This is a genomic window from Kribbella sp. NPDC026611, from assembly GCF_040638345.1.
Lineage (GTDB): Bacteria > Actinomycetota > Actinomycetes > Propionibacteriales > Kribbellaceae > Kribbella.
Map to the genome: position 1 here is coordinate 587,850 of NZ_JBEZYC010000002.1, position 25,187 is coordinate 613,036.

At 69.5% G+C, this 25,187-nt stretch carries 22 protein-coding genes; 9 read left to right on the forward strand and 13 right to left on the reverse strand.

Annotated features, from left to right (window positions below):
- The first annotated feature begins 15 nt into the window (after nt 1-15).
- Nucleotides 16-945 (forward strand): nucleoside hydrolase, encoded by a 930-nt coding sequence (locus AB0E69_RS08905; RefSeq protein WP_360141862.1) that lies wholly within the window; start codon nt 16-18, stop codon nt 943-945.
- 66 nt (nt 946-1,011) lie between these two features.
- Nucleotides 1,012-1,662 carry an ATP-dependent Clp protease proteolytic subunit gene (locus tag AB0E69_RS08910; RefSeq protein WP_360141864.1) on the forward strand — a complete coding sequence of 217 codons (651 nt, stop codon included), beginning with the start codon at nt 1,012-1,014 and terminating at the stop codon, nt 1,660-1,662.
- Here AB0E69_RS08910 and AB0E69_RS08915 read toward each other — a convergent pair.
- The 5 genes from AB0E69_RS08915 to AB0E69_RS08935 are packed head-to-tail and all read right to left on the reverse strand — an operon-like array spanning nt 1,646 to nt 5,776.
- Entirely contained in the window at nt 1,646-2,635 is a 990-nt protein-coding gene (locus AB0E69_RS08915; protein ID WP_360141866.1) for a zinc-binding dehydrogenase, read from the reverse strand. The genes AB0E69_RS08910 and AB0E69_RS08915 overlap by 17 nt on opposite strands.
- Nucleotides 2,636-2,644: 9 nt before the next feature.
- Entirely contained in the window at nt 2,645-3,004 is a 360-nt protein-coding gene (locus tag AB0E69_RS08920) for a hypothetical protein (RefSeq protein WP_360141868.1), read from the reverse strand.
- Complete coding sequence (locus tag AB0E69_RS08925) at nt 3,001-3,864, reverse strand: hypothetical protein (protein ID WP_360141870.1); 864 nt, start codon at nt 3,862-3,864, stop codon at nt 3,001-3,003. The genes AB0E69_RS08920 and AB0E69_RS08925 overlap by 4 nt, the downstream gene beginning before the upstream one ends.
- An 11-nt stretch (nt 3,865-3,875) precedes the next feature.
- On the reverse strand, nt 3,876-4,652 hold the full coding sequence (locus tag AB0E69_RS08930) for a citryl-CoA lyase (RefSeq protein ID WP_360141872.1): 777 nt from the start codon (nt 4,650-4,652) through the stop codon (nt 3,876-3,878).
- A complete protein-coding gene (locus AB0E69_RS08935; protein ID WP_360141874.1) occupies nt 4,649-5,776 on the reverse strand; it encodes a CoA transferase in 1,128 nt (375 codons plus the stop codon). Before AB0E69_RS08935 ends, AB0E69_RS08930 begins: the two co-directional genes overlap by 4 nt.
- A gap of 188 nt (nt 5,777-5,964) precedes the next feature.
- Between AB0E69_RS08935 and AB0E69_RS08940 the strand changes: the two genes are divergently transcribed.
- From AB0E69_RS08940 to AB0E69_RS08950, 3 genes are read left to right on the forward strand one after another with little or no spacing between them, the layout of a single operon-like run.
- Complete coding sequence (locus AB0E69_RS08940) at nt 5,965-7,440, forward strand: amidohydrolase family protein (RefSeq protein ID WP_360141876.1); 1,476 nt, start codon at nt 5,965-5,967, stop codon at nt 7,438-7,440.
- A gap of 19 nt (nt 7,441-7,459) precedes the next feature.
- Nucleotides 7,460-8,281, forward strand: coding sequence for an IclR family transcriptional regulator C-terminal domain-containing protein (locus AB0E69_RS08945; RefSeq protein ID WP_360141878.1), 822 nt, complete (start codon nt 7,460-7,462; stop codon nt 8,279-8,281).
- An 8-nt stretch (nt 8,282-8,289) separates the two neighbouring features.
- On the forward strand, nt 8,290-8,721 hold the full coding sequence (locus AB0E69_RS08950) for a VOC family protein (protein WP_360141880.1): 432 nt from the start codon (nt 8,290-8,292) through the stop codon (nt 8,719-8,721).
- On the opposite strand, the gene AB0E69_RS08955 is transcribed toward AB0E69_RS08950, so the two are convergent.
- The 3 genes from AB0E69_RS08955 to AB0E69_RS08965 form a co-directional block, all read right to left on the reverse strand.
- On the reverse strand, nt 8,718-9,173 hold the full coding sequence (locus tag AB0E69_RS08955) for a hypothetical protein (protein WP_360141882.1): 456 nt from the start codon (nt 9,171-9,173) through the stop codon (nt 8,718-8,720). The genes AB0E69_RS08950 and AB0E69_RS08955 overlap by 4 nt on opposite strands.
- A 24-nt stretch (nt 9,174-9,197) precedes the next feature.
- Entirely contained in the window at nt 9,198-9,758 is a 561-nt protein-coding gene (locus AB0E69_RS08960) for a sigma-70 family RNA polymerase sigma factor (protein WP_360141884.1), read from the reverse strand.
- 66 nt (nt 9,759-9,824) lie between these two features.
- Complete coding sequence (locus AB0E69_RS08965) at nt 9,825-12,401, reverse strand: CHAT domain-containing protein (protein WP_360141886.1); 2,577 nt, start codon at nt 12,399-12,401, stop codon at nt 9,825-9,827.
- A gap of 78 nt (nt 12,402-12,479) precedes the next feature.
- Here AB0E69_RS08965 and AB0E69_RS08970 point away from each other — a divergent pair, with 78 nt between their 5' ends.
- Entirely contained in the window at nt 12,480-13,748 is a 1,269-nt protein-coding gene (locus AB0E69_RS08970; protein ID WP_360141888.1) for a S8/S53 family peptidase, read from the forward strand.
- Between the two features lie 196 nt (nt 13,749-13,944).
- Here AB0E69_RS08970 and AB0E69_RS08975 read toward each other — a convergent pair whose 3' ends face one another.
- Nucleotides 13,945-14,337 (reverse strand): hypothetical protein, encoded by a 393-nt coding sequence (locus AB0E69_RS08975; protein WP_360141890.1) that lies wholly within the window; start codon nt 14,335-14,337, stop codon nt 13,945-13,947.
- 153 nt (nt 14,338-14,490) lie between these two features.
- Here AB0E69_RS08975 and AB0E69_RS08980 point away from each other — a divergent pair, with 153 nt between their 5' ends.
- The 3 genes from AB0E69_RS08980 (at nt 14,491) to AB0E69_RS08990 (ending at nt 20,767) form a co-directional block, all read left to right on the forward strand.
- Entirely contained in the window at nt 14,491-15,933 is a 1,443-nt protein-coding gene (locus tag AB0E69_RS08980; RefSeq protein WP_360141892.1) for an alkaline phosphatase PhoX, read from the forward strand.
- Between the two features lie 99 nt (nt 15,934-16,032).
- The gene (locus AB0E69_RS08985; RefSeq protein ID WP_360141894.1) at nt 16,033-20,085 is read left to right on the forward strand and encodes a patatin-like protein; all 4,053 of its coding nucleotides are present in this window, start codon (nt 16,033-16,035) and stop codon (nt 20,083-20,085) included.
- Between the two features lie 55 nt (nt 20,086-20,140).
- A complete protein-coding gene (locus AB0E69_RS08990; protein ID WP_360141896.1) occupies nt 20,141-20,767 on the forward strand; it encodes a LysE family translocator in 627 nt (208 codons plus the stop codon).
- Nucleotides 20,768-20,780: 13 nt separating this feature from the next.
- On the opposite strand, the gene AB0E69_RS08995 is transcribed toward AB0E69_RS08990, so the two are convergent.
- The 4 genes from AB0E69_RS08995 to AB0E69_RS09010 form a co-directional block, all read right to left on the reverse strand.
- Nucleotides 20,781-21,686: a carbohydrate ABC transporter permease gene (locus tag AB0E69_RS08995; RefSeq protein ID WP_360141898.1), complete on the reverse strand. Its 906-nt coding sequence runs from the start codon at nt 21,684-21,686 to the stop codon at nt 20,781-20,783.
- On the reverse strand, nt 21,683-22,558 hold the full coding sequence (locus tag AB0E69_RS09000) for a sugar ABC transporter permease (protein ID WP_360141900.1): 876 nt from the start codon (nt 22,556-22,558) through the stop codon (nt 21,683-21,685). Before AB0E69_RS09000 ends, AB0E69_RS08995 begins: the two co-directional genes overlap by 4 nt.
- Nucleotides 22,559-22,644: 86 nt before the next feature.
- Nucleotides 22,645-23,898: an ABC transporter substrate-binding protein gene (locus tag AB0E69_RS09005; RefSeq protein ID WP_360141902.1), complete on the reverse strand. Its 1,254-nt coding sequence runs from the start codon at nt 23,896-23,898 to the stop codon at nt 22,645-22,647.
- Between the two features lie 73 nt (nt 23,899-23,971).
- Nucleotides 23,972-25,015: a LacI family DNA-binding transcriptional regulator gene (locus AB0E69_RS09010; protein WP_360141904.1), complete on the reverse strand. Its 1,044-nt coding sequence runs from the start codon at nt 25,013-25,015 to the stop codon at nt 23,972-23,974.
- Between the last annotated feature and the right edge of the window lie 172 nt (nt 25,016-25,187).

Sequence of the window (25,187 nt, forward strand, 5' to 3'; positions counted from 1 at the left end):
CGTAGCCTGTGCGCCATGGCCGTCCCGCTGATCCTCGACTGCGACCCCGGGCACGACGACGCGATGGCCCTCCTGCTCGCCATCGCCGATCCCGCCGTCGACCTCCTCGCCGTAACCACGGTCGCCGGCAACCAGACCGTCGACAAGTGCACGCTGAACGCCCGCCGCGTCCTGTCCCTGGCCGGCGCGTCGCACATCCCGGTCGCCCGGGGCGCCGCCCAGCCGCTGGTACGCCGGCTCCGCATCGCCGACGACGTCCACGGCCAGACCGGCCTCGACGGCCCGCTCTTCACCGACGAGCCCTCCGTCCCGGAGTCGCCGTACTCCGCGCACGAGCTGCTGACCGACGTACTGCGAACGCACCCGACGCCGGTCACCGTCGTCGCGACCGGCGCACTCACCAACGTCGCCGCGCTGCTGGCCAGCGAGCCGGTGCCGAACCTCGCCGAGATCGTCTGGATGGGCGGCTCGACCGATCGCGGCAACATCCAGCCGCTCGCCGAGGCCAACGCCGCCGTCGACCCGGAGGCGGCGGACCAGGTCGTGCGCTCCGGGGTGCCGTTCACGATGTGCGGGCTGAACGTGACCCACCAGGCGCTGGTGACGGACGAGATCGTCGCGCAGTTCGAGCGGATCGGGACGCCGTTGGCGCGGGTCTGCGTGGAGTGGATGACGTTCTTCGCGTCGACGTACCGGGACCTGTTCGGCTTCGCGGCGCCGCCACTGCACGATCCGGTCGCCGTGGCACGGGTGATCGACCCGGCGATCGTCAGGTGCGTCGAGGCGAACCTGGTGATCGAGACACAGGGCGAGTGGACCGCCGGGGCGACCGTGGTCGATCTGGACGGATACACCGGCCGGCCGGCCAACGCGCGGATCGCGGTCGAACTGGATCGCGGAGCCTTCTGGAGCAGGATCGTGGCCGCGGTCGCTGCCCTGGGCTGACCGGGTCCGTCTGCTGGTAGCGGAAGGGGCTTCTGCTCCTGGGGGACGAGGCGCAGGCTGGGTGTCATGCACCTGAACGAAACTGCCGCAACCTGGCCACCCGGACGCCCGGAGATCCCGTCGCCGTGGGCACCGCAGCCCCCGTCGCCGGCGCCGCAACCGATCCTGCCGTCGTGGCTGGAGCCCACTGCGATCACGCTCGAACGCGAGCTCGCCGACCGCCTCCTGCAACAGCGCGTCATCCTGGTCAGCGGTCACCTCGACGACCCGCTCGCCAGCCACGTCGCCGCCCAGCTCCTGCTGCTCGATGCACACAGCAACGACCCGATCAAGCTCCACCTCTCGGCCACCGACGCCGAACTGGAGCCCGCGCTCGCGCTGGCCGCCGCGATTGACCTGATCACGTCCCCGGTCCATGTCGTTGCCCGGGGCACCGTTCGCGGCCCGGCCGTCCTCGTACTCGCCGCGGCAGCTCAACGCGAGGCGCACCGGCACACGACCTTCGTCCTGTCCACGCCCGACTACACCGCCGAGGGCACCGCCGACGAGCTCACCGCGCTCGCAGACCAGCACGAGCATCAACTGGCCCGCGTCCGCGACCTGATCGCCACCGCCACCGGCCGCGCAGCGACCGAGATCGCCGCGGACCTCGCGACCGGCAAGGTCCTGTCCGCGGACGAGGCGAAGGAGTACGGCCTGGTCAGTCGTTTGCTGTGATTGTCAGCACGAGACGGCCCGCGGTCTCGCCGGCCGCCTGCCGTTTCCACGCGTTCGCGACGTGCTCGAGCGCAACGGTCTCGTGAGCGACCGCGATCTCGCCGGCCGCGGCGTGCCGCAGTACGGCGGTCAGCGCATCGCGACGCTGCTCCGCGGTGAGGGCGTTGTTCGTGTAACCGAGCACGCTCGCCGCCTTGCTGCGGAGCACCGACGACGAGAACGTCGCCGCATCACCCGACGATCCACCGAGGTTGACCAACCGGCCACCAGGCGCGAGCACCCGCGAGGCGGCCGTCGCCGCCACCCCGAAGACCGAGTCGACCACCACGTCGTACGCGGGCGCGCCGAGCCGTTCGGTCAGCTCGTCGACGTCGGTGCTCAAGGCAACCACCTCGTCGGCTCCCGCCGCCAGCGCGCGCTCCCGTGACGCGTCCGATCGCACCAGCGCGACCACCCGCGCGGCCTCGAGAACCCGGGCCGCCCCGATCGCGACCTGACCCACCGCACCACCGCCACCCATCACCAGCACCTGCTCCCCCGGCCGGAGCTGGGCCCGCGAGGTCAGGATCATCCACGCCGCCACTCCCGACAACCCGATCGCAGCCACCGACGCGTCCGGAACGCCCGCATCCGTGGCCGGCGCCTCCAGCGGGATCAGATCGGCGTCCGGCACGGCAGCGCGTTCCGCGAAACTCCCGTCGCCCGCGGCCATCCCCGCCGAGGTTGCGAAGAAGACTCGCGTCCCGGGCACCAACGACGCCGACTGCTCGACGACGCCGACCCCTTGAACGCCCGGCACGTACGGCAGCGCCGGCGGCCCGAAGTACGACGTACCCGACGCACAGAGCAGGTCGAGCGGGACGACCGGAGCCGCAGTCACGCGGACGATCGACAGCCCCTCCGCCGCGGCAGGCACCGGACGGTCACCGTGCGACGGCGGCTCACCATGCGTGTGGACGACAGCTGCTCGCACCGATCCTCCTCAGGTGGCGACGTCCGGATAGGGCAACGAAAGGTGTTGCAGCGCCCGGCCGTAGGCCTTCTGGTACTCGAGCGGATCGTGGTCGCGCTCGAACATCGCGATGAACAAGGTCAGTGTCAGGAACGGGTGCGCCCCGAGCTCGAACAACGCGACATGGTCGTGGTCCCGCAGCGCGCGGCGCTCGTCGTCGGTGAACTCCTGCCAGGTCGAGCGCTCGGCCACCGCGCAGTTGAGGAGCTGGTTGGCCAGCTCCTGCTCCCACCAGTCAACCGTCCCCACCGGATCCTCGCGGTAGCGCTCGACCAGCAGGGGATCCCGGTCGACGGTGTAGAGGAACTTGTCCAGCAGGTACTTACTCATGCCGGCGCTCCGTTCGGGTACCAGGTGAAATAGGCCTCCATGGTGTGGAACAGGTCGAGCGAGTCGACGTGGTCCGCCTTCGCCCCCGCGCCGGCAACGCCCATCATCAGCATGAAATCCATGAAGCCGTGGGTCGCATTGCCAGGCTGGTGCAGACTGTCCAGCGTGACCTCGGACAGACAGCCGTCGAGGTCGCCGGCCGCGATCCACTCCACCGCCTTGCGATCGAACTCCGGGTCCGGCCCGTGCTCGCCGAACTGCCGCGGCCCGCCGAGCTCCAGCGACAGGTGCCCGGTGCCGATGATCGCGACCCGCTTGTCCACCGGCCACGACTCGACCAGCTGCCGGATCGTCCGGCCGAGCTCCACGAACCGGCCCGGTCGCGGCAGCGGCGGCGCGAAGATGTTCGTGTAAATGGGCACGATCGGCAGGTCCGCCTCCGGCCGGAGCGTGATGATCGGGCAGGTGATGCTGTGGTCGATGCGCAGCTCGTTGCTGAAGGCAAGGTCGAAGCCCGCGTCCAGGCCGTTGCGCAGGATGTGCGCCGACAGGTCCTCGGCACCGGCCAGCCGCATCCGCGGGAGTCCGAACTCACGCTCCTCGTTGTACCAGTTCGCGTCGAAGTACGGCGCCTTGCCGACCAGGAACTGTGGCATGTTGTCCAGCCAGAGCTGGTGGAAGTGGTCGCTGCCGACCATCACCAGAATGTCCGGCCGGGCCTTGGTGAGGGTCTCCCGGAACGCCTCGATCTTGGCCACCCACTCGTCCGCGAACGGCGGCCGGTCAGCACCGGTCGCGGTACTCGCGCGGTAGTAGAACGGATGGTGGGTGGAAGCGATCACCGCGGCGACTGTGGCCATCTGGTGCTCCTTCAGGATTCCGGATCGACGTAGACGGCGTTGCGGTCGACGGTCAGGTAGGCGTCCATACCGATCGGCCGGCGGCGTTCCTCGGCGAGCTGACCGAGCAGGCCGGCAGCCCTTGCCAGCAAGGCGAAGCCGCGGAGCAGCTCGACCGGCAGACCGAGATCGGCCAGTGCGGCACCACACACCCCGGCGCCGTTCAGCGGGAGCTTCCGGCCGAGCACCTGCTGATGGACCCGGCCGATGGCCTGGAACAGCCGCAGGTGCGGACCCTCCAGCTGCTCCTCACGAGCGATGCCGATCAGCACCGGCGTCCGCGGATCCTGCACCTTGTGCACCGGATGCCCGAGCCCCGGGATGTACGTGCCGTTTGCTCTGGACTGCTGGACGACCTCCAGCGCGAGCTCGTCCCAGCCGGCCTCGTCCGTCGGCGGTTCGCGGCCCTCCAGCGCTCGGTGCAGGAAGATCCCGCAGTCCTCGGTCACCCCGAGGAACCGCGATCCGCCACCGAGCAGACCAGCGGCCAGCGCGCCTTGCAATGAGTCGGGCGCGGACAGATAGGTCAGCCGGGCGGCGATCGCGGTCGGAGTGAACCCGTGGTCGGCGAGCGCGACCAGGACCGCCTCGAACAGCCGCGTCTCGGCCGGTTGCGGCCGGCGGAGTGCGACCAGCCAGAACGCCAGTTCCCCGAACCCGACCTTCCCCATCAGGTCGGCGGTCAGGTCCTGACCCAGCAGGCGGATCTCGTCGGCTGTCGACGTACCCAGCGAAGTCGGAAAGCTCATTCGGTCAGCCACTTCCTCAGCTCGGCGCCATGCTCGTCCAGCTCCGGCGGCGGCAGCCGGTACGACGCGGCGCTGTCGGAGAACGTGAGCGGGTTGCGAACGGTCGGTATCGAGCCGACTGTCACCACCGGGTCGAGTCCGATGTCCGCCGCGAACGCGATTCCGCCGTCGACGGTGTTGATCGGGCCGCACGGCACCCCGGCCGCGATGATGTCGGAGAACCAGTCCAGCTTCGTCCGCGTCCGCAACCGTTCGACCAGCAGCGGCCGCAGCTCCGCACGGTTCGCCGTCCGCTGCTCGTTGCGGTCGAAGCGTGGGTCGTCGGCCAGCTCCGGCACGCCGAGGACCTCGACCAGCTTGCGGAACTGGCCGTTGTTCCCGGCCGTGATGATCAGGTCCCCGTCGGCACACGGCAGCGGCTCGTACGGGAAGAGACTCGGATGGCTGTTCCCCATCCGGTGCGGTACGACGCCGCCCGCGACGTACGCGCTCGACTGGTTCACCAGCCCGGACAGCGCCGAGGAGAGCAGGTTGGCCTCGACGCGCTGACCGCGACCGGTCTCGTGCCGGACGTTGAGGGCGGCCAGCACCCCGATCGTGGCGTGCAGGCCGGCCATCACGTCGAAGACCGAGATCCCCGCGCGGAACGGCTCGCCGTCCGGGTCGCCGGTCAGGCTCATCAACCCGGAGATCGCCTGGACGATGAGGTCGTACCCGGGCAACGCGGCACCCTGCGGCCCCGAACCGAACCCGCTGATCGAGGCGTAGATCAGCCCCGGGTTTCCGGCGGCAACGGTCTCGTAGTCGAGCCCGAAGCGGGTCAGGCCGCCGGGCCGGAAGTTCTCCACCAGGATGTCCGCGCGCCGGGCCAGCTCCTGCGCCGCGGCCAGGTCGCCGGAATCCTTCAGGTCGAGCGCGATCGACCGCTTGTTCCGGTTCACCGCGAGGTAGTAGGTCGAGACACCGTCGCGGATCGGTGGTTGCCAGGAGCGGGTGTCGTCACCGCCAGGCGCCTCGACCTTCACCACGTCGGCGCCAAGGTCGGCGAGCAGCATGGTCGCGTACGGGCCGGCCAGGATCCGCGAGAAGTCGGCGACCAGCAGCCCGGACAACGGACCGTCCACACGGCCTCCCAGAGTTTTGCGGACAACTGTCCGCCGACTCGGACGGCCTCAGTCTCAGCCGCCCTTGCGCTGCTTGTCAACCGTCCGGCCCGAGCTCTTGACACCGCGTCGCAGCGCTCAGATAGTGAGCCGCATCGCCCCGTTGACCGTCATACGGACGTATGTCCGGGTAGAGCTGGAGGGGATCAATGACCACTGCTGAGACGCCGGCCGCCGAACCTGTCGCCGGGCGGCCGCTGGTGCTGCGCGGCGCGACCGTGCTGACCATGGACGACCACCACACGGTCGTCACGGACGGCGACGTACTCGTCGACGGCGACCGGATCGCGGCCGTCGGCCGGGCCCTCGAGCTCCCCGAGGGCACCCAGGTGATCGACGCGTCCGGCGGCATTGTGATGCCGGGCATGATCGACACCCACCGGCACATGTGGCAGACCGCGATGCGTGCGTACGGCGCCGACTGGACGCTGACGCAGTACTTCGTCTGGTACTACCTCGAGCACGGCAAGCGCTTCCGGCCGGAGGACATTCGCGCCGGCAACCTGACATCGGCGTGGGAGTCGCTCGAGGCCGGTGTCACCACCACCGTCGACTGGTCGCACGGGCTGCAGAGCGTCGACCACGCCGAGGCCGCCGTGGACGCGTTGCGCGCTGTACCAGGCCGGTTCGTGCTTGCCTACGGCAACATTCAGGCCGGTCCGTGGGAGTGGACCGCGGACCCGGCCGTCCGCGCGTTCCTGGAACGGCTGCGGGACGAGGCCGGGCTCGGACTTCAGCTCGCCTTCGACGTGACCGGCGATCCCGCCTTCCCCGAGCGGGCCGCCTTCGAGGTGGCCCGGGAGCTGGGGCTCGGCGTCACCACGCACGCCGGCGTCTGGGGCGCGACCAACGACGACGGCATCCGGCTGATGCACGAGAACGGCTTCATGACACCGCAGAACATCTACGTCCACGCAGCCACGCTGAGCACCGACTCCTACCAGCGGATCGCGGCGAGTGGTGGCTCGATCTCGGTCTCTACCGAGTCCGAGCAGAGCGCAGGCCAGGGGTACCCACCGACCTGGCAGGTCCGCCGGCACGACATCCCGGTCTCGCTGTCGATGGACACCAGCGTCTGGTGGAGCGGTGATCTGTTCAGCGCGATGCGGAGCACGCTCGGCGCCGACCGGGCCCGCGAGCACCTCGAGGCGCACCTGAAGGGCGCCACGGTGACCCACAGCCACCTGCGCGCCGAGCACGTCGTCGACTGGGCCACTAGGGGCGGCGCGCGGGCGCTCGGCCGCGACGACCTCGGCAGCCTCGAGCCCGGCAAGAAGGCCGATGTCGTCCTGATCAAGAACGACGCGTCGCCGGTGTCGTTCCCGGTCGTCAACCCGTACGGGCAGGTCGCGTTCCAGGCGCAACGCGGTGACGTACACACGGTGATCGTTGACGGCCGCTTGGTCAAACACGACCACAAGTTGATCGGTTGCGACCTGGCCGCCGTACGCCGGGACGTCGAGGCGACTGTCGACTATCTGCGGTCGTCGCTCGGCGAAGAGGCCTGGACGAGCGGGATGAACCCGGAGCTGCCCGAGGGCGAGGTGCTGGACAACCCGTACCAGTACACCGAGTACAAGTCCGGCTCGACCCGCGACGCACGTGGCACCATCTTCGGTGAGTAGCCGACCAGCAGGAGGATTCATGGCAGGGCGTGGCGCGGGTCCGGATTTCGTCGAGTCGCTGGCTCGCGGGCTCGATGTGCTCGCCTGCTTCGACGCCGGCCACCGGACGATGTCGCTCACCGAGGTCGCGACCCGGGCCGGTCTGGCCCGGCCGACCGCGCGCCGCCTCCTGCTCACCCTGGCGGAACTCGGTTTCGTCCGCAGCACCGACGGGGCCTTCCAGCTCACCCCGAAGGTCCTGACGCTCGGGATGGCGTACGCCGGTTCGCTCGGGCTGTGGGACATCGCCAAGCCGCACCTGGAGGCGCTGGTCGCGCGCACCGGCGAGTCGTCGTCGATGGCGCAGCTCGATGGCTCCGACATCGTCTATGTCGCCCGCGTGTCGGTGCCGAAACTGATCGCGCTGCGCGTCGACATCGGGACGCGCTTCCCGGCCGCGCAGACCTCGCAGGGCAAGGTACTGCTCGCCGCGCTCTCCCCGTCCGAGCTGGCCGGGGTGCTCGCAGAGCCGAGTCGCGCCGGACTTCCGCCGTACATCGGCCGGAGTGCCGATCAGCTGCGCGACGAGCTCACCGAGATCCGCGCCCGCGGCTGGGCGCTGGCCGACGAGGAGCTCGCGCCGGGTGTCCGTTCCGTCGCGGCGCCGGTCCGCGACGGCAGTGGCACGGTCCGGGCCGCGATGAACGTGACCGTGCACGCCGCCGAGACCTCTGTCGACACGCTGCTGCACGACCATCTCCCGCTGCTGCTCCGCACGGCTGGTGACGTCAGCGCCGAGTGGGCGCTCTGGCAATCCCGTCCCCATGTCGAGGTCGAGCAACGCCACGAGACGACTGCTTGAATGACTGCATGACCGCTCTCGGCTCTCCTGTCCCCCGCTTCCACCTGGCGATGCCGGTCGACGACCTGGCGGCCGCCCGTACGTTCTACGGCGCCGTCCTCGGCCTGCAGCAGGGTCGGAGCTCCGATACCTGGATCGACTGGAACCTCCGCGGCCACCAGTTCGTCACCCACCTCGCGCCGGCCCGCCCGCAGCAGATCCACAACCCGGTCGACGGCCACGACGTGCCCGTCCCCCACTTCGGCTGCATCCTGACCGTGCCGGACTTCCAGGCCTTCGCCGAACGGCTGAAGTCCGCGGACGTCCGGTTCGTAATCGAGCCGTACGTCCGCTTCGAGGGTGAGCCCGGCGAGCAGTGGACGATGTTCTTCCTCGACCCGGCCGGCAACGCGCTCGAGTTCAAGGCCTTCGCCGACGACAGCCAGGTGTTCGCCGTCTAGGGTGTGACCCAGCCGGTCAGGATCGTTGTACCGGACGCGGTTGAGCAGACCAGCCGGTACGGCGTGTCCGGCGGCGGGCGGAGCGCGAAGAACCCGAGCTCGTCGATGTCGGAGCTGACCAGCTTCCCGGCGTCGTCGCGCGCGCTGACCGTCCCCGGCTCCGGCGGGTCGAGCTGCCCGAGGACCGCGTCCGGCGTCAGCTCGATCTCGATCGTCCACTCGTCGGACGCGAACGTCAGCGACCGGAGTACGGCGCTCTCGGAGCGGACCGCGAGCGGTTCCAGCGCCGAGTCGAAGGTGAGCTCGGCCAGCTCGGCGTCGATGGTGCGCCACGAGTACGCCGCCTTACCGGCCTCGACGAAGGCCTGTGGTACGTCGTCCGGGACCAGCGCATCCCGCAACGCAACGAGCAACTCGTCGTCCGTCCAGTCCGGGTCCACCATCCTGCTCACCCCCTCGTCCGTTCTAGTTCTCTTCTAGCTCTCTCTGAGCAACGCCATCGCCGGCGTCTGCCGCAGCCTGTTCAGGCACCGGGCCCGGTTCGGCCCGATACTCCCCATCGGCAGCTCGAGCCGGACACTGATCTCGTCGTACGGCGCCGGCGGGTCCTGCATCAGCATCCCCAGCAGCAGCTGGCACTTCTTCGACAGCTCCGCGAACGCCCTCCGCAGCACGGTCTGCTGCTCGTGCCGCAGTACCTCCTCCTCCGCGATCGCGTGCACCGGTACGTCGTACGACTCGGCGGACTCGACCGGCTCCACCTTGCTCGTCGCCCGTAGCAGCCGGAAGCACTCGCGCTGGGTCGTCGTCGCGATCCAGCCCGGCAACGCGGCCGGCTCCCGCAGACCGGGCAGGTGCTCGATCAGCCGCAGCCAGACGCTTTGCCCGATGTCGTCGACATCGGCCTGCGCCAACCGGTACCGGCGGCAGACGGACCAGACCAGCGGTGCGTACCGCTCCACCAACTCGTCCCACGCCGACTTGTCACCGTCTCGGGCCCGGGTGACCAGGTCGACGACGCTCGGATCGTTCCGCACGCTGTCCCCTCTCCCACCGGACCGCTCACTGGTACGGAGCGGACCGGACGATTCTTGATACACCGTTCAGGCACCGAGCGCGACAAATGAGCGCGCCGCGGCGACCGCCGCCGGATCGTCGCGCGCCACCGCCTGCGCGGCAGCAAACGCTTCAGCCAGCGACCGGCCGGCTTGCAGGTGGTCGTGCAGCGCGACCATCAGCGGCGCGGTCGCCGGATCGTTCACCGGTACGACGCTGGCCAGGATCCCCGCCGCACCCAACGGAATCAGGCTGCTGCTCAAACCGAGCAGCTCGTCCGCCCCGACCGGCTTCGCGAGCCCGGAGTCGCAACTCGACAACACCATCCGGTACGGCGCCCGCCGCAACCGCTCGAAGTCGTACACGGTCAATGGCCCGTCGTCGAGCCGCAACGAGGAGAACAACGGGCTGTCCGACCGGAACGTCCCGTGCGCCGCGACATGGGCGATCCACGCGCCGTCGAGCTCCCGCAGTACGTTCTCTGCGGTCGCATCGCCGTCCGCGAGCACGGTTGCGTCGGGGTACTGCTTGGCGAGATTCATCACCTCGGTCCGCCCGGCCGACAACCCTGGCCCGAGGACCAGCACCACCCGTCGCTCGGTGGGCGGCCGGACCTGCCGCGCCCGCAGCCAAACGGCCGCCGACGGTACGACGTTCACCGCGCGATCCGTCAACGCCGGCACCAGGCCCCACGGCAGCGCCTGCAACCGGCTCGGCGGCACCATCACCACCGGCCGATCACCGAGCAGCTCCTGCGCTTGTCCAAGGATCGCGTCACCCAAGCGCGCACCGATGACGTCCAGCGACGGCCCACGCTGCGACCGCCCGTGCGCCAACCACCGCAACCGGAACCGCGACCTCTCGACCTCGACCGCAGCCGCCTCCAGCGACCCCACCGGATGCCGAATGATCCGGCCGTCCCGCACCACCACCGCATGCAGTACGCCGTCCACCTCGATCAGCTCGACCAGCACGGACTCGCCCAACGCCCCGACCAGCTCGTCGACATCGAACCGGTCGACGGCACCCGTCGCGCCACCCTGCGCGCGGTGCGTGCGATCCCGCACCGCCTTCTCCAGCCGCCGCCGTTCCTTCTCCAAAGCAGGATCCGGATCCGCGTCCAACCGCCGTACGACGTCTCGCAGGGCCGCGAGCTCACCGACGAACTGCTCGTCGTCCGACGGCCGAACCGGTGGTACGCCCAAAGCTGTGGCCCGCCACCGCTCACCCCAGACCAGCAACCGCCGCGCATCGTCCCGCCGCAGGGCGTCCCGCAGCGCCAGCGATGCCAGCTCCACACCATGCCCGGTCGCCAACGCCCGCAGCTCGGTCGCACCCATCGTCAGCCGGTGCTCGTCCAGTGCATCCAGACCGCGCGCACAAGCCGTCAGCATGCCGCGGACATCCGACCGCGCCTCGGCCCGCAACGCCTTGCCCAGCCAGGCCGCACTCCGCGCCATCGGCTGCGCGTCCTTGCTGCTCCGGCCAGCCAACTCGAGCTGACGATCCGCCGTCTTCGGCCGCCCGGCAGCCAATGCGAGTCGCCCGGCCAGGAGATGTGCAGCGGACGCCTCGGATGCCCCGACAGCATCCAGCCGCCGAGCCACCTCCTGCACGCGCCGCAGCAGCCCGTCGCCCCGCTCACCGGACTGATAGCGAGCCTCGAGCGCCACCATCGACGACCGCACCGACCACCAAGCTCGCCGCTGCGCCGAGAACAACCGCCGCGCCCGCAAAGCCCGATCCTGCGCGGCATCCAGGTCGCCGGCCGCCAGCGCGGCTGTCGCTGCCGCGAACCACAACTCGCCGCGCTTGGTCGCCGTGGCTTCCAGCTGCGCAACGGCCTGGTCCATCTCCGCCTTGGCCTCGGCAGTGAGACCGGCCGCGAGCAGCACGCCACACCGATCGATCGCCAGGTCGGGCCACACCACGCCGACCGCCGCAAAGCGCCGTCCCGCCTCGTCCAGGTACCGCAGCGCCGCCGGCAGATCTCCACGCGAGTACGCGACCAGTCCCCGGTTCTGCCGGGCCTCGGCGTACTCGAACTCCTGACCCGTTGCGGCGTACAGCTTCTCCGCGACGGCGAAGTCCGCGTCCGCCCGTTTGGTGCCACCGAGCGCGAGCTGGATGAAGCCGCGGTAGTTCCGCGACCGCGCCTCCCAGACCTGATCGCCCGACCGTCGCAACCGGGTGATCGCCGACCGCAGATCGTCCAGCGCCTCGTGATGCCGGCCGAGCACCAGCAGTACGTCGGCCCGCCGCAACAGCACCCGCCCGGTCAGCGCGCCCCGGCTCAGGTCCACGGCCCGGTCGAGGCTCGCCAAGCCCTCGCGGCTGCGACCGGCCCGGCCGAGCGTGGCGCCCAGCGTGGCAAGGACATCCGCTTCGCGTTCCGGCCGGCCACACTCCTCGGCGAGCCGCACCGAGGTCTGCAGTTCGCGCACCGCCGCCGGAATGTCGCCGAGCTGGCGTAAACCGATTCCCCAGGCCTGATGTGCGATCGACGCCTCGGCCGGAGCGGGATTTTCGGACAGCAGCGAACGCGCCGACGCGATCGCGTCGTGCGGGCGGGACAACGCCAGCGGCAGCAGAAATTCGGCCCCCTCAGCTCTCCCCCCAGCCACCGGCACAGTGGAATGATATCGGCCGGTTTGCACCATTTCACCGGTTCGAGGGGGCTGGAAAAAGAAATGCCAGAACAGATGTCCGAACAGGGATCCGAACGAAAGTACATTGCACAGATCAAGCTGATTGTCGAGGCCTTCGGGAAGAACGTCGAGATTTTTCCCGAGGATTGGGAGAAGCGCCCGGAAGGCGCCGACTATCTGTACCGCACCGGAGTGGTCCTGGTCCGCGACGAGGACCTCAGCAGAGTCGTCGAGTTGTTCCAGGGCGGCCGCCCGGGCGAGGGCGGGATCGGCGGGGTGACCCGGCTGCTGCTGCCGGAGAAGCTGCCGCCGGACGCGCCGGAGCGCGGGACGCTGACCCAGCGCTTCCTGCAGTACGCCGACCTCCGGCTCGGCCGCGGCGTGGTCACGCCGGAGCACTTGTTCTACGTGTGCCCGAGCGTCAGCCCGTGCCCGGCGACGGAGCCCGAGGAGGTCCCGCCCGGCAGCCCGCCGGAGCCGTTCCTGCCGACGCCGTTCACGTCCGCGGGCGCGGCCGACGGCCGCGGGGTGAAGGTCGTCGTACTGGATGTCGGCTGGTCGGACGCACCGGCGGCGTACTGGCTGAACGGGGTGACCGGTGATCCGGAGAACGCGTTCGACGGGTCCGGGCGGATCCGGCCGTACGCCGGGCACGGGACGTTCATCGCGGGCGTGATGCGGGCGATCGCGCGGAACGTGGAGATCGTGGTGAAGAGCTACTTCACCAGCGCGGGCGCGATCTGGGAGTTCGACCTGGCGCAGGCGCTGGACGAAGTACTCGACCTGGCGCCGGACATCATCAGCCTGTCGGCCGGGACGCGGACGCGCTTCGACCTGCCGGCGCTGGGTCTCGACGTGTTCATCCAGACGCGGCTGGACAGGGTCGGCGGCCTGACCCTGGTGGCGGCAGCCGGTAACGAGTCGACCCGGGACTTTTTCTGGCCGGCCGCGTTCCCGGAAACCGTCGCCGTCGGAGCGCTCGCCGACAACGGCCACGACCGGGCGTCGTTCAGCAACTTCGGCGGCTGGGTCGACGTCTACGCACCGGGTGAGAACCTGGTCAACGCGTTCCTGACGGGCGAGTACGAGTGCACCGAGCCGCCGAACGCGGGGCAGCTGCGCGAGTTCGCCGGGATGGCGCGCTGGAGCGGTACGTCGTTCGCGACGCCGCTCGTGGCCGGGCTGATCGCCGGCCGGATGTCGGTCACCGGTGAGAGCGCGAAGCAGGCGTCGGACGCGCTGCTGGCGTTCGCGCTGACGCAGCCGGAGCCCGGAGTCGGCCCGGTACTGCGGGCCGGTGACGCGCTCGCGTCCCTGCCGTAAGGAGGCAGAACGCGCTGACGCGGTGTGGACTACCGGCCTGACCAACCGGACCCCCGCACCGCGTCAGCCCTCCCCCCTGCGTGCCCCCTGCTGCCGTCCCCCCTCGCGGCGGCCCGAAGGCGGTTCCCCCACTTATGCGGAGTCCGGGCCCGCAGGGATTGATACACCCTGTGACCAAGGAAGATTCAGAAAGTTTTCAACCGGTCGGCGGCTTCGGATGCTCACAGAGGAACGGAGCCCGGCGGCCGCCCGAGTGGTAGCTGTACCGCTTGCCGGCGGCCTCGAGGACGGTCCGGTGCCCGGGCACCAGCGCCTGGGTGTACATCATCCCCGGCTCCGGGCAGCCGAGGCTGCCGTCCGGCCAGGTGACCTCGTCCGAGCTGACCACTTTGATTTGCGACGAATCTATTCCGAGCCGTTTGGCGAGGTCGGCCCGGGCCTGGTCCAGCGGGCTGCCGGACGGTTCCGGGCTGGCGGAATTCCCCGGCGTTCCGGGACTACTGGTGCTCGGCGTCATGGACGGTTGCCCTCCGGTCGCAGTTTCGTTGCCGCACGCAACCAGCATGACGGTTGCCACCGCTACGATCATCACCCTCAGCATTGTGATCACCTCCCACAGTAGACGCTGCCGGAATCCGGTTCGTTGCAGCCTTTCTGTTCAAGTTGTGTTTGCCGCCTGTCAGCCCACGCCCTGAAGGATTCCGGAAAACCTCGGGGTACCGCCACTACTAGGAGTCAAGTCATGTCTGTCGATCGTCGTTCCGTCCTCCGCGGCGCCGCTGTGGGTGCCGCCGGCGTCGGGTTCACCACCGTCGGCGCGATGCCGACCCTCGCCGAGGCCGCGCCCGCGCGTCACGACGGGCCGTTCCCGCAGCACCGCCCGTTCCCGCCGCTGCTGGACGACCCGAAGGGCATCCTGGCGCTGCCACCCGGGTTCAAGTACCGGATCGTCACCCAGGCCGGTGAGACCAAGCTGACGAGCGGTCACCCGACGCCGACGCTGCACGACGGCACCGCGGTCGTCAGCAGCGGCCACGACCGCTACCAGCTGATCCAGAACCACGAGATCGGCTCCGCCAACGCGCTCGGCGTCCCGCAGATCGAGGGCACCGTGTACGACCCGGCGGTCGGCTCGGCCGGTGGCTGCACGGTGATCACCGTCGACTCCAGCGGCAACAACCTCGGCGAGTGGGTCGGCATCTCCGGCACGCTGACGAACTGCGCCGGCGGCCCGACCCCGTGGGGCACCTGGATGACCTGCGAGGAGACCGAGAACAAGGCCAACGGCACCACCCGGTCGAAGGACCACGGGTACGTCTTCGAGGTCTGGGCCGACGGCAAGACCGCGCACCCGGTGCCGCTGAAGGCGCTCGGCCGCTACGCCCACGAGGCGCTGGCGATCGACGAGGACCGGACCCACATCTACCTGTCCGAGGACGCCTCCGGCCCGAACGGGACCTTCTACCGCTGGTCGGCGCCGCGCGGCTACAAGCTCGGCCCGCGCAGCTGGCAGGACCTGCAGGACAAGGACTTCGGCAAGCTCGAGGCGCTGGCCATCCTCGGTGACGACGGCAAGCCGATCCCGGACGTCGCCTACCTGACCTCGGCCCAGCTGCTCCGCCCGTTCCGGGTGGCGTGGGTGCCGGTGCCCGACCGCGACGGCGCGACCACCTCGGTCCGCAAGCAGTTCACCGACGGCCAGATCACCCGCGGCAAGAAGTTCGAGGGTGTCTACGGCACCAAGCAGGGCGTGTACGTCGTCAACTCCTACGCCGAGTCCGGCACCGCCGACGTCCCGGCTGACGGCGTACCGCACGACGGGATGGTGTGGTTCTACAACTACGACGCCTGCACCATCCAGCTGGTCACCTACTTCCCGGAGAGCGCGGTCGCGAACAAGCCGCGCGGCGACGTGAAGTACGACGACCTGAACTTCGACGGCCCGGACAACGTCACCGTGACGCCGTGGGGCTCGCTGATCCTGGCCGAGGACGGGCAGGCCAGCAGTCACGTGCTGAGCGCCACGCCGGGTGGCCCGACGTACGCCATCGCGCGGAACATGCTGAACGACTCCGAGTTCACCGGCCCGACGTTCTCGCACGACGGCAAGGTGCTGTTCGTCAACATCCAGACCCCGGGCATCACGCTGGCCATCACCGGCCCGTGGCGCGACTACCTGGGCTGAACCCTCGGGCACAGATCGGCATGACGTCTTGACGTGGCCGCTCCCGGGCGCCTTCCTTGAGGAGGGGGCGCCCGGGGGTGGGTGCTGGAGGGGACCGTCATGGCGCAGCAGTATCCGAAAGAGCAGATCCGCTTTGCCGTCGTGCTGAACGGCGGCGTCAGCCTCGCCGTCTGGATGGGCGGCGTGGTGCAGGAGATCAACGCGCTGACCCGCGGCGACGGCGTCTACGGGGAGCTGCTCGACCTTCTGGACCTCGAGGCGCGGGCCGACGTCATCGCCGGTACGTCGGCCGGCGGGATCAACGGCGCCGCCCTGGCCCTTGGCCAGGCCAACAAACTCGCCGACGTCTCGCTGCTGCGGGACCTGTGGGCCGAGCAGGGCCGGATGGACAACCTGCTGCAGCAGCCGTTCCGTGGGGCGCCCGCGTCGCTGCTGCGCGGCGACGACTACTTCCTGCCCAAGCTGCAGGACGCCTTCAAGCACCTGGTCATGCCGTGGGACCCGGAGACGCCCGAGTACCGGCCGGTGGATCTCACCATCACCACGACGCTGCTGAACGGCGCCCGGACCGTGTCGGTCGACTCGCTCGGCCAGCAGCTGCCGCAGCGGCAGCACGAGGGCCAGTTCCGGTTCCGGCGGGGCGCGCCGTCGGAGGACGGCGAGGACGACTTCGCGCCGCACAAGGACCCCGACCTGGTCGCGGCCCGGATCGCGATCGCGGCCCGCTGCTCGGCCGGGTTCCCGCTCGCGTTCGAGCCGTGCTTCGTCCCGGCCGTTGCCAGCCGCAACCAGAACCTGGAGACCGCGGAGTGGAAGGTGTCCCGGTCGCAGCTCGACGTCACCCGGCCCACGCTGCGGCCCGACCTCGGCAGGTACGTGTCCTGGCGGGACGCCGGCCCGGCGGACGAGGTCCCCGACGACCGGTCGCGGTACGCCGTGGACGGCGGCGTACTCGAGAACACGCCGACGCAGCGCGCGCTGGAGGCGATCAGCCGGATGCCGGCCGGCGGGCTCGTGCACCGGGTGATCCTGATGGTCTACCCGCATGCACCGACCAACGACATCGATCCGCCGGACGCCCCGGGGACACCGCCCGACGTGACCGAGACGCTGGGCGGTCTGCTCGGCGCGTTGATGAGCCAGAGCAGCCGCACGTTCGTCGACGAGGTGGAGAACTTCAACCGGGCCTCGGCATCCCGTCGCGGTACGCGGCACGACGTACTGGAGACCGCGGCCGGCCCGGACAAACTGGAGACCCTGGCGGACACCATCTTCGCCAGCTACCGCCAGCTCCGCATCCGCCGCGCCGCGCGCGACCTGGCGCAACGCTTCACCCCACCCACGAACTGGTCGTACGAACGCATCCGCCAGGCCGCCGAGGACGCCCAGCGCACCTGGCTGGAGACCGGCCCGCTCCCCTACGTCCCGCCGGAGATCCCGGCGCGGCCACCGGTGATGTGGACCTGGGGCGTCACGGCAGGGGTCGACATCGCCGAGTCCGCCATCGACCTCCTCGACCGGCTGATCGGTGTCGCCCACGACGAGCAGATCAAGACCTGCGCCGACTCCCGCTCGCTGACCTGCGCGGCGCAGGAACGGCTCCGCCAGGTTCGCTGCGGCACCGACGACATCTGGACGGCGGACGGAGTACTCCGGAGGCTGCGGCCGAGCGCCGAGTACTGGAGCCTCCGGCTCGCCTTCTACGCCCACACGATGGTTGGCATGCCCGACGGGGTGCTGACCGCCGCCGCGGACGAACTCAAGGTCGCCGAGCTGGCCGCCGACGACGGAGTGCTGAGCCCCGCCGAGTTGGACTCAGTCGCCGGGACCCTGCTCGCGGCGAGCAGTCGCGGCGCCCTTGGCGTCGAGGCGCGACAGGCGGTCGGCGATGTGGTCAAGGCGGTGTACGACGTACTCGATCAGCTGCGGCTGCTCGGCGAGGACTCCGTTGCCATCGCGGGCCTCGAGCCTTGGCAGGCCTTGTTCGCGGGAAGCACCGGCCTCGACGACGTGTTCCAGCGGTTGCTGTGGCTGCACGTCGCGACCTGGACGATCGCGGACGAGTCGCCGACCGAGGCGACGCTTCCGATCGACCTGGTGCAGGTCTCGTTGCGGACGCCGAACGACTTCGCGAAGTACTCGACGACGCCCGACGACAAGGTGGGTGGGCTGTCGTTGCGGCGGTTCGGTGGGTTCCTGAAGCGGTCGTGGCGGATGAACGACTGGACCTGGGGACGGATCGACGCCGCGACGATGCTCTGCCAGATCCTGCTCTCGCCGCAGCGGATCCAGCGGCACATCGTGCTGCACGACAATCTCCAGGACGACAAGCGGGCCGCGCTGACCGCCGCCACCGCGTTCGTGACCCGGCTCGGCGAGAGCTTGTTCAACAGCGAACCCGAGCTGCTGGCGCCGCTCCGCCAGCAGGCCGCCGATGAACTTGTCCCGCTCTACCTCCGCAGTGCGACGAGCAGCCAGCTCCCGACGAGCCTGCCCAGGCTCGCCGCGCTCGCCGCCTGGGCCCTGCACCTCGGCATCGCCACGAAGGAACTGCCGGCCATCGCCGCCGCCGTCAAGGCCGACCGCGCCGACCGCGCGAACCGCTACTCCCGTGGCGAGCTCTTCATCGACCAGTACGACGACCTGCTGGCGGACCTGCGCACCGTGCAGACGGATCAGCCGCTGACCCTGCGCCGCATCGACCTCGGCCGGCAGGCTCTCGAGGCGCTCGACCGCGCCGGCATCGGGCGCGAGCCGATCACCGACGAGGCGCGGAGCGACCAGCTGATCCGGACCGCGACGACTGCGGCCAGCGTCGCGGTGACCGTCGCGGACAGCTCGCGGTCCGGCCTGTCCGCGATCAAACCCGTCACGCGGACGCTGCGCGGGGGCATGCTGTTCCCGTACTGGACCGTGCTCGGGCTGGCGTCGAGCGGACCGATCGCGCGCTTCCTCGCCCTGTGGCTGCTCGGCTCCGGGGCTGTACTGCTGGCGTTGCCGTTGCTCGGCGTACTGCATGGCTGGGCAGCCGCGCCGGCCACAGCGATCGGCGTCGGTGCGCTGCTGACCGCCTTTGGCTTTGCCGCCTTGCGGACCGGGACATTGCTGCATGGCATCGTGCTGCTGACGCCTCTCATCCCACTGATAGCGCTGGCCGCGCAACGCTGGAACGACCGGCCGGCCGAGGACGGGCAGGTCGTTGCCCTAGGCACCCTTGGCACCATCCTCGCGCTGGCGTTGACGCTCACGTTGCTCGGTAGCCTGCCGGCAAACCTCGGTACGCCGCTGGCCGGCCTGTACAACGCGCTCGACCGGACCGCGCAGCGCTACAACAGCACGATCCGGCCGAACCTCATCCCGCAGTCGCCGCAGTGGCGGCGCCGGCTCGAGACCCTGATCACCTGGTTCTCGTTCACGGCGCTGAAGATCGTCGCTCTGATCCTGGCGGTGGTCGCGATCTTCGTCGGGGCGGGCTGGGCCGACGTGCAGGCCAGGTCGTGGAAGTCGCACCACGTGCTACTGGTCCTGATCGTCATCGGGCTGGCACTGATCGCGTGGGTGCTCGGGTTCATCGCGGGCTGGTCGTACCGGCTCTGGTCGGAGTCGGCCGGCGCCTGGCGGACACGGCCGGTCAACCTGCCGAACGCGACCGCAGCGACCTGGTCCGTCATCTACGGCACGATCTTCCTGGTCATCGCCGCGTGGGTGATCTGGCACTGGCCGCAGCCCTCCAACTGGGCCTGGCGGGCCGCATTGATCACGTCGGTGGTGTTCGCCCTGTCACTGCTGTACGTCGTACCGGGCGTCGTCCTGCTGCACTCGCGCCTCGTCCTGCCGCGACGCCTGGCCGCCGAGGCAAAGGCCGGCGTGATCACCTGGCCGCAGCCGGTCCAGGCTTCGCCTGCCGCCGAGCGCGACGAGCAGCAGATGAAGGCGGTCATCGAGGTCCTCCATCGCCGGCAACTCAGCTATCGATGCCTGCTGCGCGCCGAGCGCCCCGAACGGACGGCCGGCACGGACACCTGGCTCAGCTGGACGCTCTGCTACGTAGTCGGCTGGAAGCGGCCTGCGGTCGACCAGCTGGTCCTGACCGGCCGCGGCCGGAAGCTCGCCGATCGGGTGACCAGGGTGACTGCTGAGACAAGGGGTTGAGACGCGGGGCTGAGACACGGGCTGAACTGTCGGTGCGGCGTGTGAAGATCGGAACATGCCCATCGACCAGCACCTCCTGCTCGCGTTCCTGCTGACGACGACGATCGCGATGATCACGCCGGGCCCGGACATGCTGTTCATCCTGGGCTGCGGCATGCGCAGCGGACCGCGAGCCGGGTTGCTGGCGACGGCTGGGGTGGCGACCAGCGAGGCGATCCACGTCGGGGTGGCGGCGGCCGGGCTGGCGGCGCTGTTCGCGGCGGTGCCGGTGGCGTTCACCGCGGTACGGATCGTCGGCGCGGCGTACCTGGTCTATCTCGGCGTACAGATGATCCGGCACCGGAACGATGTTGCCGACGAAGAGCCCGCTGCCGGTATGTCCGGGCGGAAGGCGTACCTGACCGGGCTGACGACGAACCTGCTGAACCCGAAGATGGTGACGTTCACGATCGCGTTCCTGCCGCAGTTCGTGGTGCCGGCGCACGGTCAGGTCGGGCTGCAGTTCGCGGTGCTCGGCGCGATTCTGATCGTGCTCGAGTTCCTGGTGGACGGCACGGTCGGGCTGCTGGCCGGGCGGATCGGCGGCTGGCTCCGCACCCGCCGCGCCGCCCGCCGCCGCATCGACACGGCGACGGGCGGGATCTTCATCGGTCTCGGCGTACGGCTCGCGTTCCTGCGCTAGCAGGCGACGTCGCTCATCGCTTGCCCATGCCGGCGGTCATGCCGGCGACGATGCGCCGCTGCATCACGGCGAAGAGCAGGAACAGCGGGATGGTCGCGAGCGCGACGGCCGGGAACAGCTCGGCGGGCTTGAACCGTCCTTGGCTCCCGATGAACGAGTACACCGACAGCGTGATGGTGGTTTTGGACGGTGAGCTGAGAAACAGCAACGGCAGGACCAGGTCGTTCCAGATCCCGATACTGACGAAGATCGCGATCGTCGCGGTGGCCGGCTTGAGCAGCGGCAGCACGATGCTCCAGTACGTCCGAAATACCCCGCAGCCATCGATCGCGGCGGCCTCCTCCAACTCGGTCGGCACCGTGCGCAGGAAGCTGGAGTAGAAGAACACCGCGAACGGCAGGTTCAGTGCCACGTTGCCGATGATGACCGCCGGGAAGGTGTCGAGCAGGGTGAGCTGACGCATCAGCAGGTACAGCGGGGTGAGCAGGACGAACACCGGAATGGTGAGGCCGGAGACGAACACGTGATAGGTGAAGGTCGTCCAGGTCCGGCCGTGCCGGGCGATGGCCCAGGCAGCTGCCGAGCCGGCCAGCACGACCACCACGATCGACACCAGCGTGATCGTCAGCGTGTTCGACAGGCTCTGCAGGAAGTTCATCCGCCGGAACATGTCCGCATAGTTGCCCCAGGCAAGGTGGCTGGGTAGGGACAACGCGCCCGTGCTCGTGTCGCCGGCCGGGCGCAGCGAGACGTTGAGGACCATCAGGATCGGGAGCAGCATGATCAGCGAGAACACCAGCAGCAGGCCGGCCGAGATCCGGCGCCGCAGCACGCGGGACGGCGAAGAGCTGCGTGCGGAGCGCCGCGACTTGGGCGTGGCCGGTGCTTGGCGGGGTCGAGTATCCACGGTTGCGGTCATCCCATTGCCACCTCCCGCCGTCGTAGCACCGTGGTGACCACCACCGCCAGCAAGACCGTCACCAGCAGCAGAACGGTCGCGATCGCGGTGCCGTAGCCGAATTCGAAGCTGGAGAAGCTGGTGTCGTACACGAACAAGCTGAGCGTCTCCGTCGCCCCGGCGGGGCCACCACGGGTCATGACCAGCGGGAGTTCGAAGATGCGCAGCGTCCCGATCACGGACAACGTGACGCTGACGGTGACGGCCGGAGCGAGCAACGGCCACTCGACCTGCCGGAACCGGCCCCATCCCCCGGCACCGTCGATCTGCGCCGCCTCGATGACCTCGCCCGGGATCGACAGGTAGCCGGCCAGATAGATGATCGCCGTGTACCCCAGGAACATCCAGATGCTGCTCGCCGAGATGGCGAGCAGCGCCGTCCGCTGGTCTCCCAACCAGACCTGTTGCAGCGATCCGAGCCCTAGCAGGCGCAGCATCGAGTTGAGCGGTCCGCCGAGAGGCGAGTAGATGAACGACCAGACGTACCCGACCGCGACAAAGGCCATCATGCTCGGCAGCAGCAGGCTGCTCTGGGCGACGGCGCGAACGCGGGGCTGGCTGCGCAGCCAGGCTGCGACAGCCAGCCCCCCGACGTTCTGGACGACGACGATGACCGCGGTGAACATCAAGGTGTTGCGCAACGCGTCGGAGAACGTCGCGTCGTGCAGCATCCGCCGGTAGTTGGCGAGACCGACGTACCGGCCGCCGGAGATGCCCTGCGCGTCGGTGAAACTGATGACGATTCCCCGGATCGTCGGGTAGACGGCGAACAGCCCGAAGACGAGCGCGGCGGGTAGCAGAAAGAGGACTGCCTGTCGGCCTCGCAGCCACATGAGCGACTCCCTGGTGTGTTCGGCGCGCCGTGTCGACGCTGTGTCGTCGACGCGCTGTGTCTTCGACGCGGAAGGGGCTACGGCGATCAGCTGAGCGGAGTCCGTGGAATCTGCGACTCCAGCGAGCTGAGCACGCTGCTCGTCGGCCGGGCCGGGTCGGCGAAGGCGAGCTCGATCCCCTTCTGCAGCTCGGTCTCGGCGTTGGCGAAGTTGAGCACCTGGGCCGGCGAGGGCATCGAGTGACCCGAGGTGTACGCCTCGAGCGCTGGTTTCGCCGCGGCGACCGCCGGGCTTTCGACGTCCTTGAGCGGACTGAACGCCGCCTCCGCCTTGAGCACGACGGTCGCGTTCTCCGGGCGCGAGAGGAACTCGACGTACTGCTTGGCCGCCGCCGGGTTCTTCGCGTGCGAGTTCACTCCCCAGCCCGCGCCGACAAAGGTCGCGAGCTTGGGTGCGGTCCCGGTCGCGCCGCCGGGAAAAGCATTGAAGGAGAACTTGAACGACGCGTTCTTGGCAATGTCGCTCAACGCCCACGCCCCGTTGATCAGGAAGGCCCACTTGCCGGCCTTGAACTGCGGTACGCCGTCGTTGTTCGGATCGAGGCCGAGCATCAGCTTCGGATCGACCGTCCCGGTGGAGAACAACTCCTTGATCCGGTCGACCACCGGGTTCCACGCCGGGGCGAACGACGCCTTCCCGCCGTCGTAGTCCTGGGCCCACGACTTGTCGACGAGGTTCGCCGCCAGCAGCAAGGCCAGCTGCTCGCCGGTCCAGCCACCCTTGTTCGGCAGCATGAAGCCGTTGATCTTCTTTGCCTTCAGAATCTGGAGGTCGCTGATCAGGTCGGGCCAGGTCTGCGGGACCTGCTGGATCCCGGCCTGCCGGAGCAGGTCGAGGTTGGCGTAGAAGCCGATGGCGATGTTCTCACCGTTCAGCTGGTAGGTCTTCCCGTTCATCGTGTTGAAGTACTTCAGATCGGGATTCATCCGGTCGACCCACGGCTGATCGCTGAGATCGGCCAGGTACCCCTGCTTTGACCACTTGACCATTTTCTGCCGATCGATCATCAGCACGTCGGCCGCGTCACCCGCCGCCAGCCGGGAGTTGTTGTACGTGTCGTAGTCCGGACTGACGTACTTGAACTCCAGCTTCAGGTCGGGATGTTCCTTCTGGAACTTCGCGTTGAGCTCCGGCAGCCCGGCCAACTCGGTGCCACCGCCCTTGAAGGCGACCACCGTCAGCCTCTTGTCGTCCGGTTTCGCACCTGCACCATTTCCGCAGGCCGTCGCGACGGCCGCCAATGCGGACATCAGGAGCAGTACTGCCAGCGCTCTGCGCATTTTCTCCTCTTTCGTGGGAATCCAGCAGTGAAAGCAGCCGATCCGGCGGCCGGGACTGATGCGCCCGCGGACATCAGCCTGCGGTCCGTACTGCACCGGCTTCGTCGTCGATCGCCCGGGCTGCCACGGTGTCGCGGATGACCAGCGTGGTGGGCTGGACCAGGACATCGGGAAGTGCCGGGCGTTGATCCAGCGTGTTGAGCAGGCAGCGGGCCGCCAGTTGCCCCATGTCGTGCAGCGGCTGCCGCACAGTGGTGAGACCGGGTACCGAGTCGCCGGCGTGCGGAAGATCGTCGAAGCCGACGACCGAAATGTCCCGCGGGACCTGCAGGCCGTGCGCACGGACCGCATCGATCGCTCCGAACGCGATCAGGTCGGAGGCCGCGACGATCGCCGTCGGGCGGTGCTCGACCAGCAGATCGCTGGCCTGCCGGAACCCGGAGCCGTAGCTGTAGTCGCACACCCGCCGCAGCGTGCCGTCGACCGCCCGCCCGGCCAGGCGCATCGCGTCGGCAAATCCGCGATCCCGCTCGGCGGCGCTGTCGAAGTCGGGATCACCGCCGAGGAAGGCGATGCGCTGGTGCCCCAGCCCGAGCACATACTCGGTCGCCCGGCGCATGCCGTCGTAGTTGTCGGCGACGATCCGTGGCAGGTCGACGTCCATCCGGCGCGGATCGACCACGATCGCCGGGCACTCTCGGTCGCGCAGCACCTCGACGCTTCGGTCCTCCAGCTCCGGCGCGATCAGCACGATGCCGTCGACCAACCCGCCGGCCAGGAAGCTGAGCCGCTCGTGCTCCCGGGTCGCGTCCTGGTACGACGCACAGATCAGGACCTCGTACTCGACGGTGGCGAGCTCGTCCGCGATCCCGCGCACGATCTCGAGCGCGTACTGGGTGGTCAGGTCGAGCATCAGGACACCGATCAGCCCGGTCCGCCCGGTCTTCAGCCCGCGCGCGGCCTGGCTTCGGACGTACCCGAGGCGCTCGACGACCGACAGCACCCGTTGCCGGGTCTGCTGCGATGCGCCTGGTCGCTTGTTCAGCACGTTGGAGACCGTCATCGCCGAGACCCCGGCCTCGCCGGCGACCTGAGCGATCGTGACCCTCGGGGACAAATTCGCCTCCTGCATGGGCGTAAACTTAACGATAAAGGCGTCGCTGTCAAGGCCTGATGAGGCGAAAAGATTTGTTGATGAGTCAGTCTTGACCAGATGTAACTTTATCGCAACACTAACCCTGAAATCCTGATCGGTGCCGGCGACCACGGCCGGCTACCTGCCGCCCGAA

What these genes read in the sequence shown, in the direction of transcription:
- AB0E69_RS08970 (WP_360141888.1), top strand. Translation starts at nt 12,480, where the DNA reads ATGTCCGAACAGGGATCCGAACGAAAGTACATTGCACAGATCAAGCTG.
- AB0E69_RS08925 (WP_360141870.1), bottom strand. Translation starts at nt 3,864, where the DNA reads ATGGCCACAGTCGCCGCGGTGATCGCTTCCACCCACCATCCGTTCTAC.
- AB0E69_RS08985 (WP_360141894.1), top strand. Translation starts at nt 16,033, where the DNA reads ATGGCGCAGCAGTATCCGAAAGAGCAGATCCGCTTTGCCGTCGTGCTG.
- AB0E69_RS08950 (WP_360141880.1), top strand. Translation starts at nt 8,290, where the DNA reads ATGACCGCTCTCGGCTCTCCTGTCCCCCGCTTCCACCTGGCGATGCCG.
- AB0E69_RS09005 (WP_360141902.1), bottom strand. Translation starts at nt 23,898, where the DNA reads ATGCGCAGAGCGCTGGCAGTACTGCTCCTGATGTCCGCATTGGCGGCC.
- AB0E69_RS08920 (WP_360141868.1), bottom strand. Translation starts at nt 3,004, where the DNA reads ATGAGTAAGTACCTGCTGGACAAGTTCCTCTACACCGTCGACCGGGAT.
- AB0E69_RS08945 (WP_360141878.1), top strand. Translation starts at nt 7,460, where the DNA reads ATGGCAGGGCGTGGCGCGGGTCCGGATTTCGTCGAGTCGCTGGCTCGC.
- AB0E69_RS08990 (WP_360141896.1), top strand. Translation starts at nt 20,141, where the DNA reads ATGCCCATCGACCAGCACCTCCTGCTCGCGTTCCTGCTGACGACGACG.
- AB0E69_RS08980 (WP_360141892.1), top strand. Translation starts at nt 14,491, where the DNA reads ATGTCTGTCGATCGTCGTTCCGTCCTCCGCGGCGCCGCTGTGGGTGCC.
- AB0E69_RS08910 (WP_360141864.1), top strand. Translation starts at nt 1,012, where the DNA reads ATGCACCTGAACGAAACTGCCGCAACCTGGCCACCCGGACGCCCGGAG.
- AB0E69_RS08975 (WP_360141890.1), bottom strand. Translation starts at nt 14,337, where the DNA reads ATGATCGTAGCGGTGGCAACCGTCATGCTGGTTGCGTGCGGCAACGAA.
- AB0E69_RS08940 (WP_360141876.1), top strand. Translation starts at nt 5,965, where the DNA reads ATGACCACTGCTGAGACGCCGGCCGCCGAACCTGTCGCCGGGCGGCCG.
- AB0E69_RS08930 (WP_360141872.1), bottom strand. Translation starts at nt 4,652, where the DNA reads ATGAGCTTTCCGACTTCGCTGGGTACGTCGACAGCCGACGAGATCCGC.
- AB0E69_RS09000 (WP_360141900.1), bottom strand. Translation starts at nt 22,558, where the DNA reads ATGTGGCTGCGAGGCCGACAGGCAGTCCTCTTTCTGCTACCCGCCGCG.
- AB0E69_RS08905 (WP_360141862.1), top strand. Translation starts at nt 16, where the DNA reads ATGGCCGTCCCGCTGATCCTCGACTGCGACCCCGGGCACGACGACGCG.
- AB0E69_RS08995 (WP_360141898.1), bottom strand. Translation starts at nt 21,686, where the DNA reads ATGACCGCAACCGTGGATACTCGACCCCGCCAAGCACCGGCCACGCCC.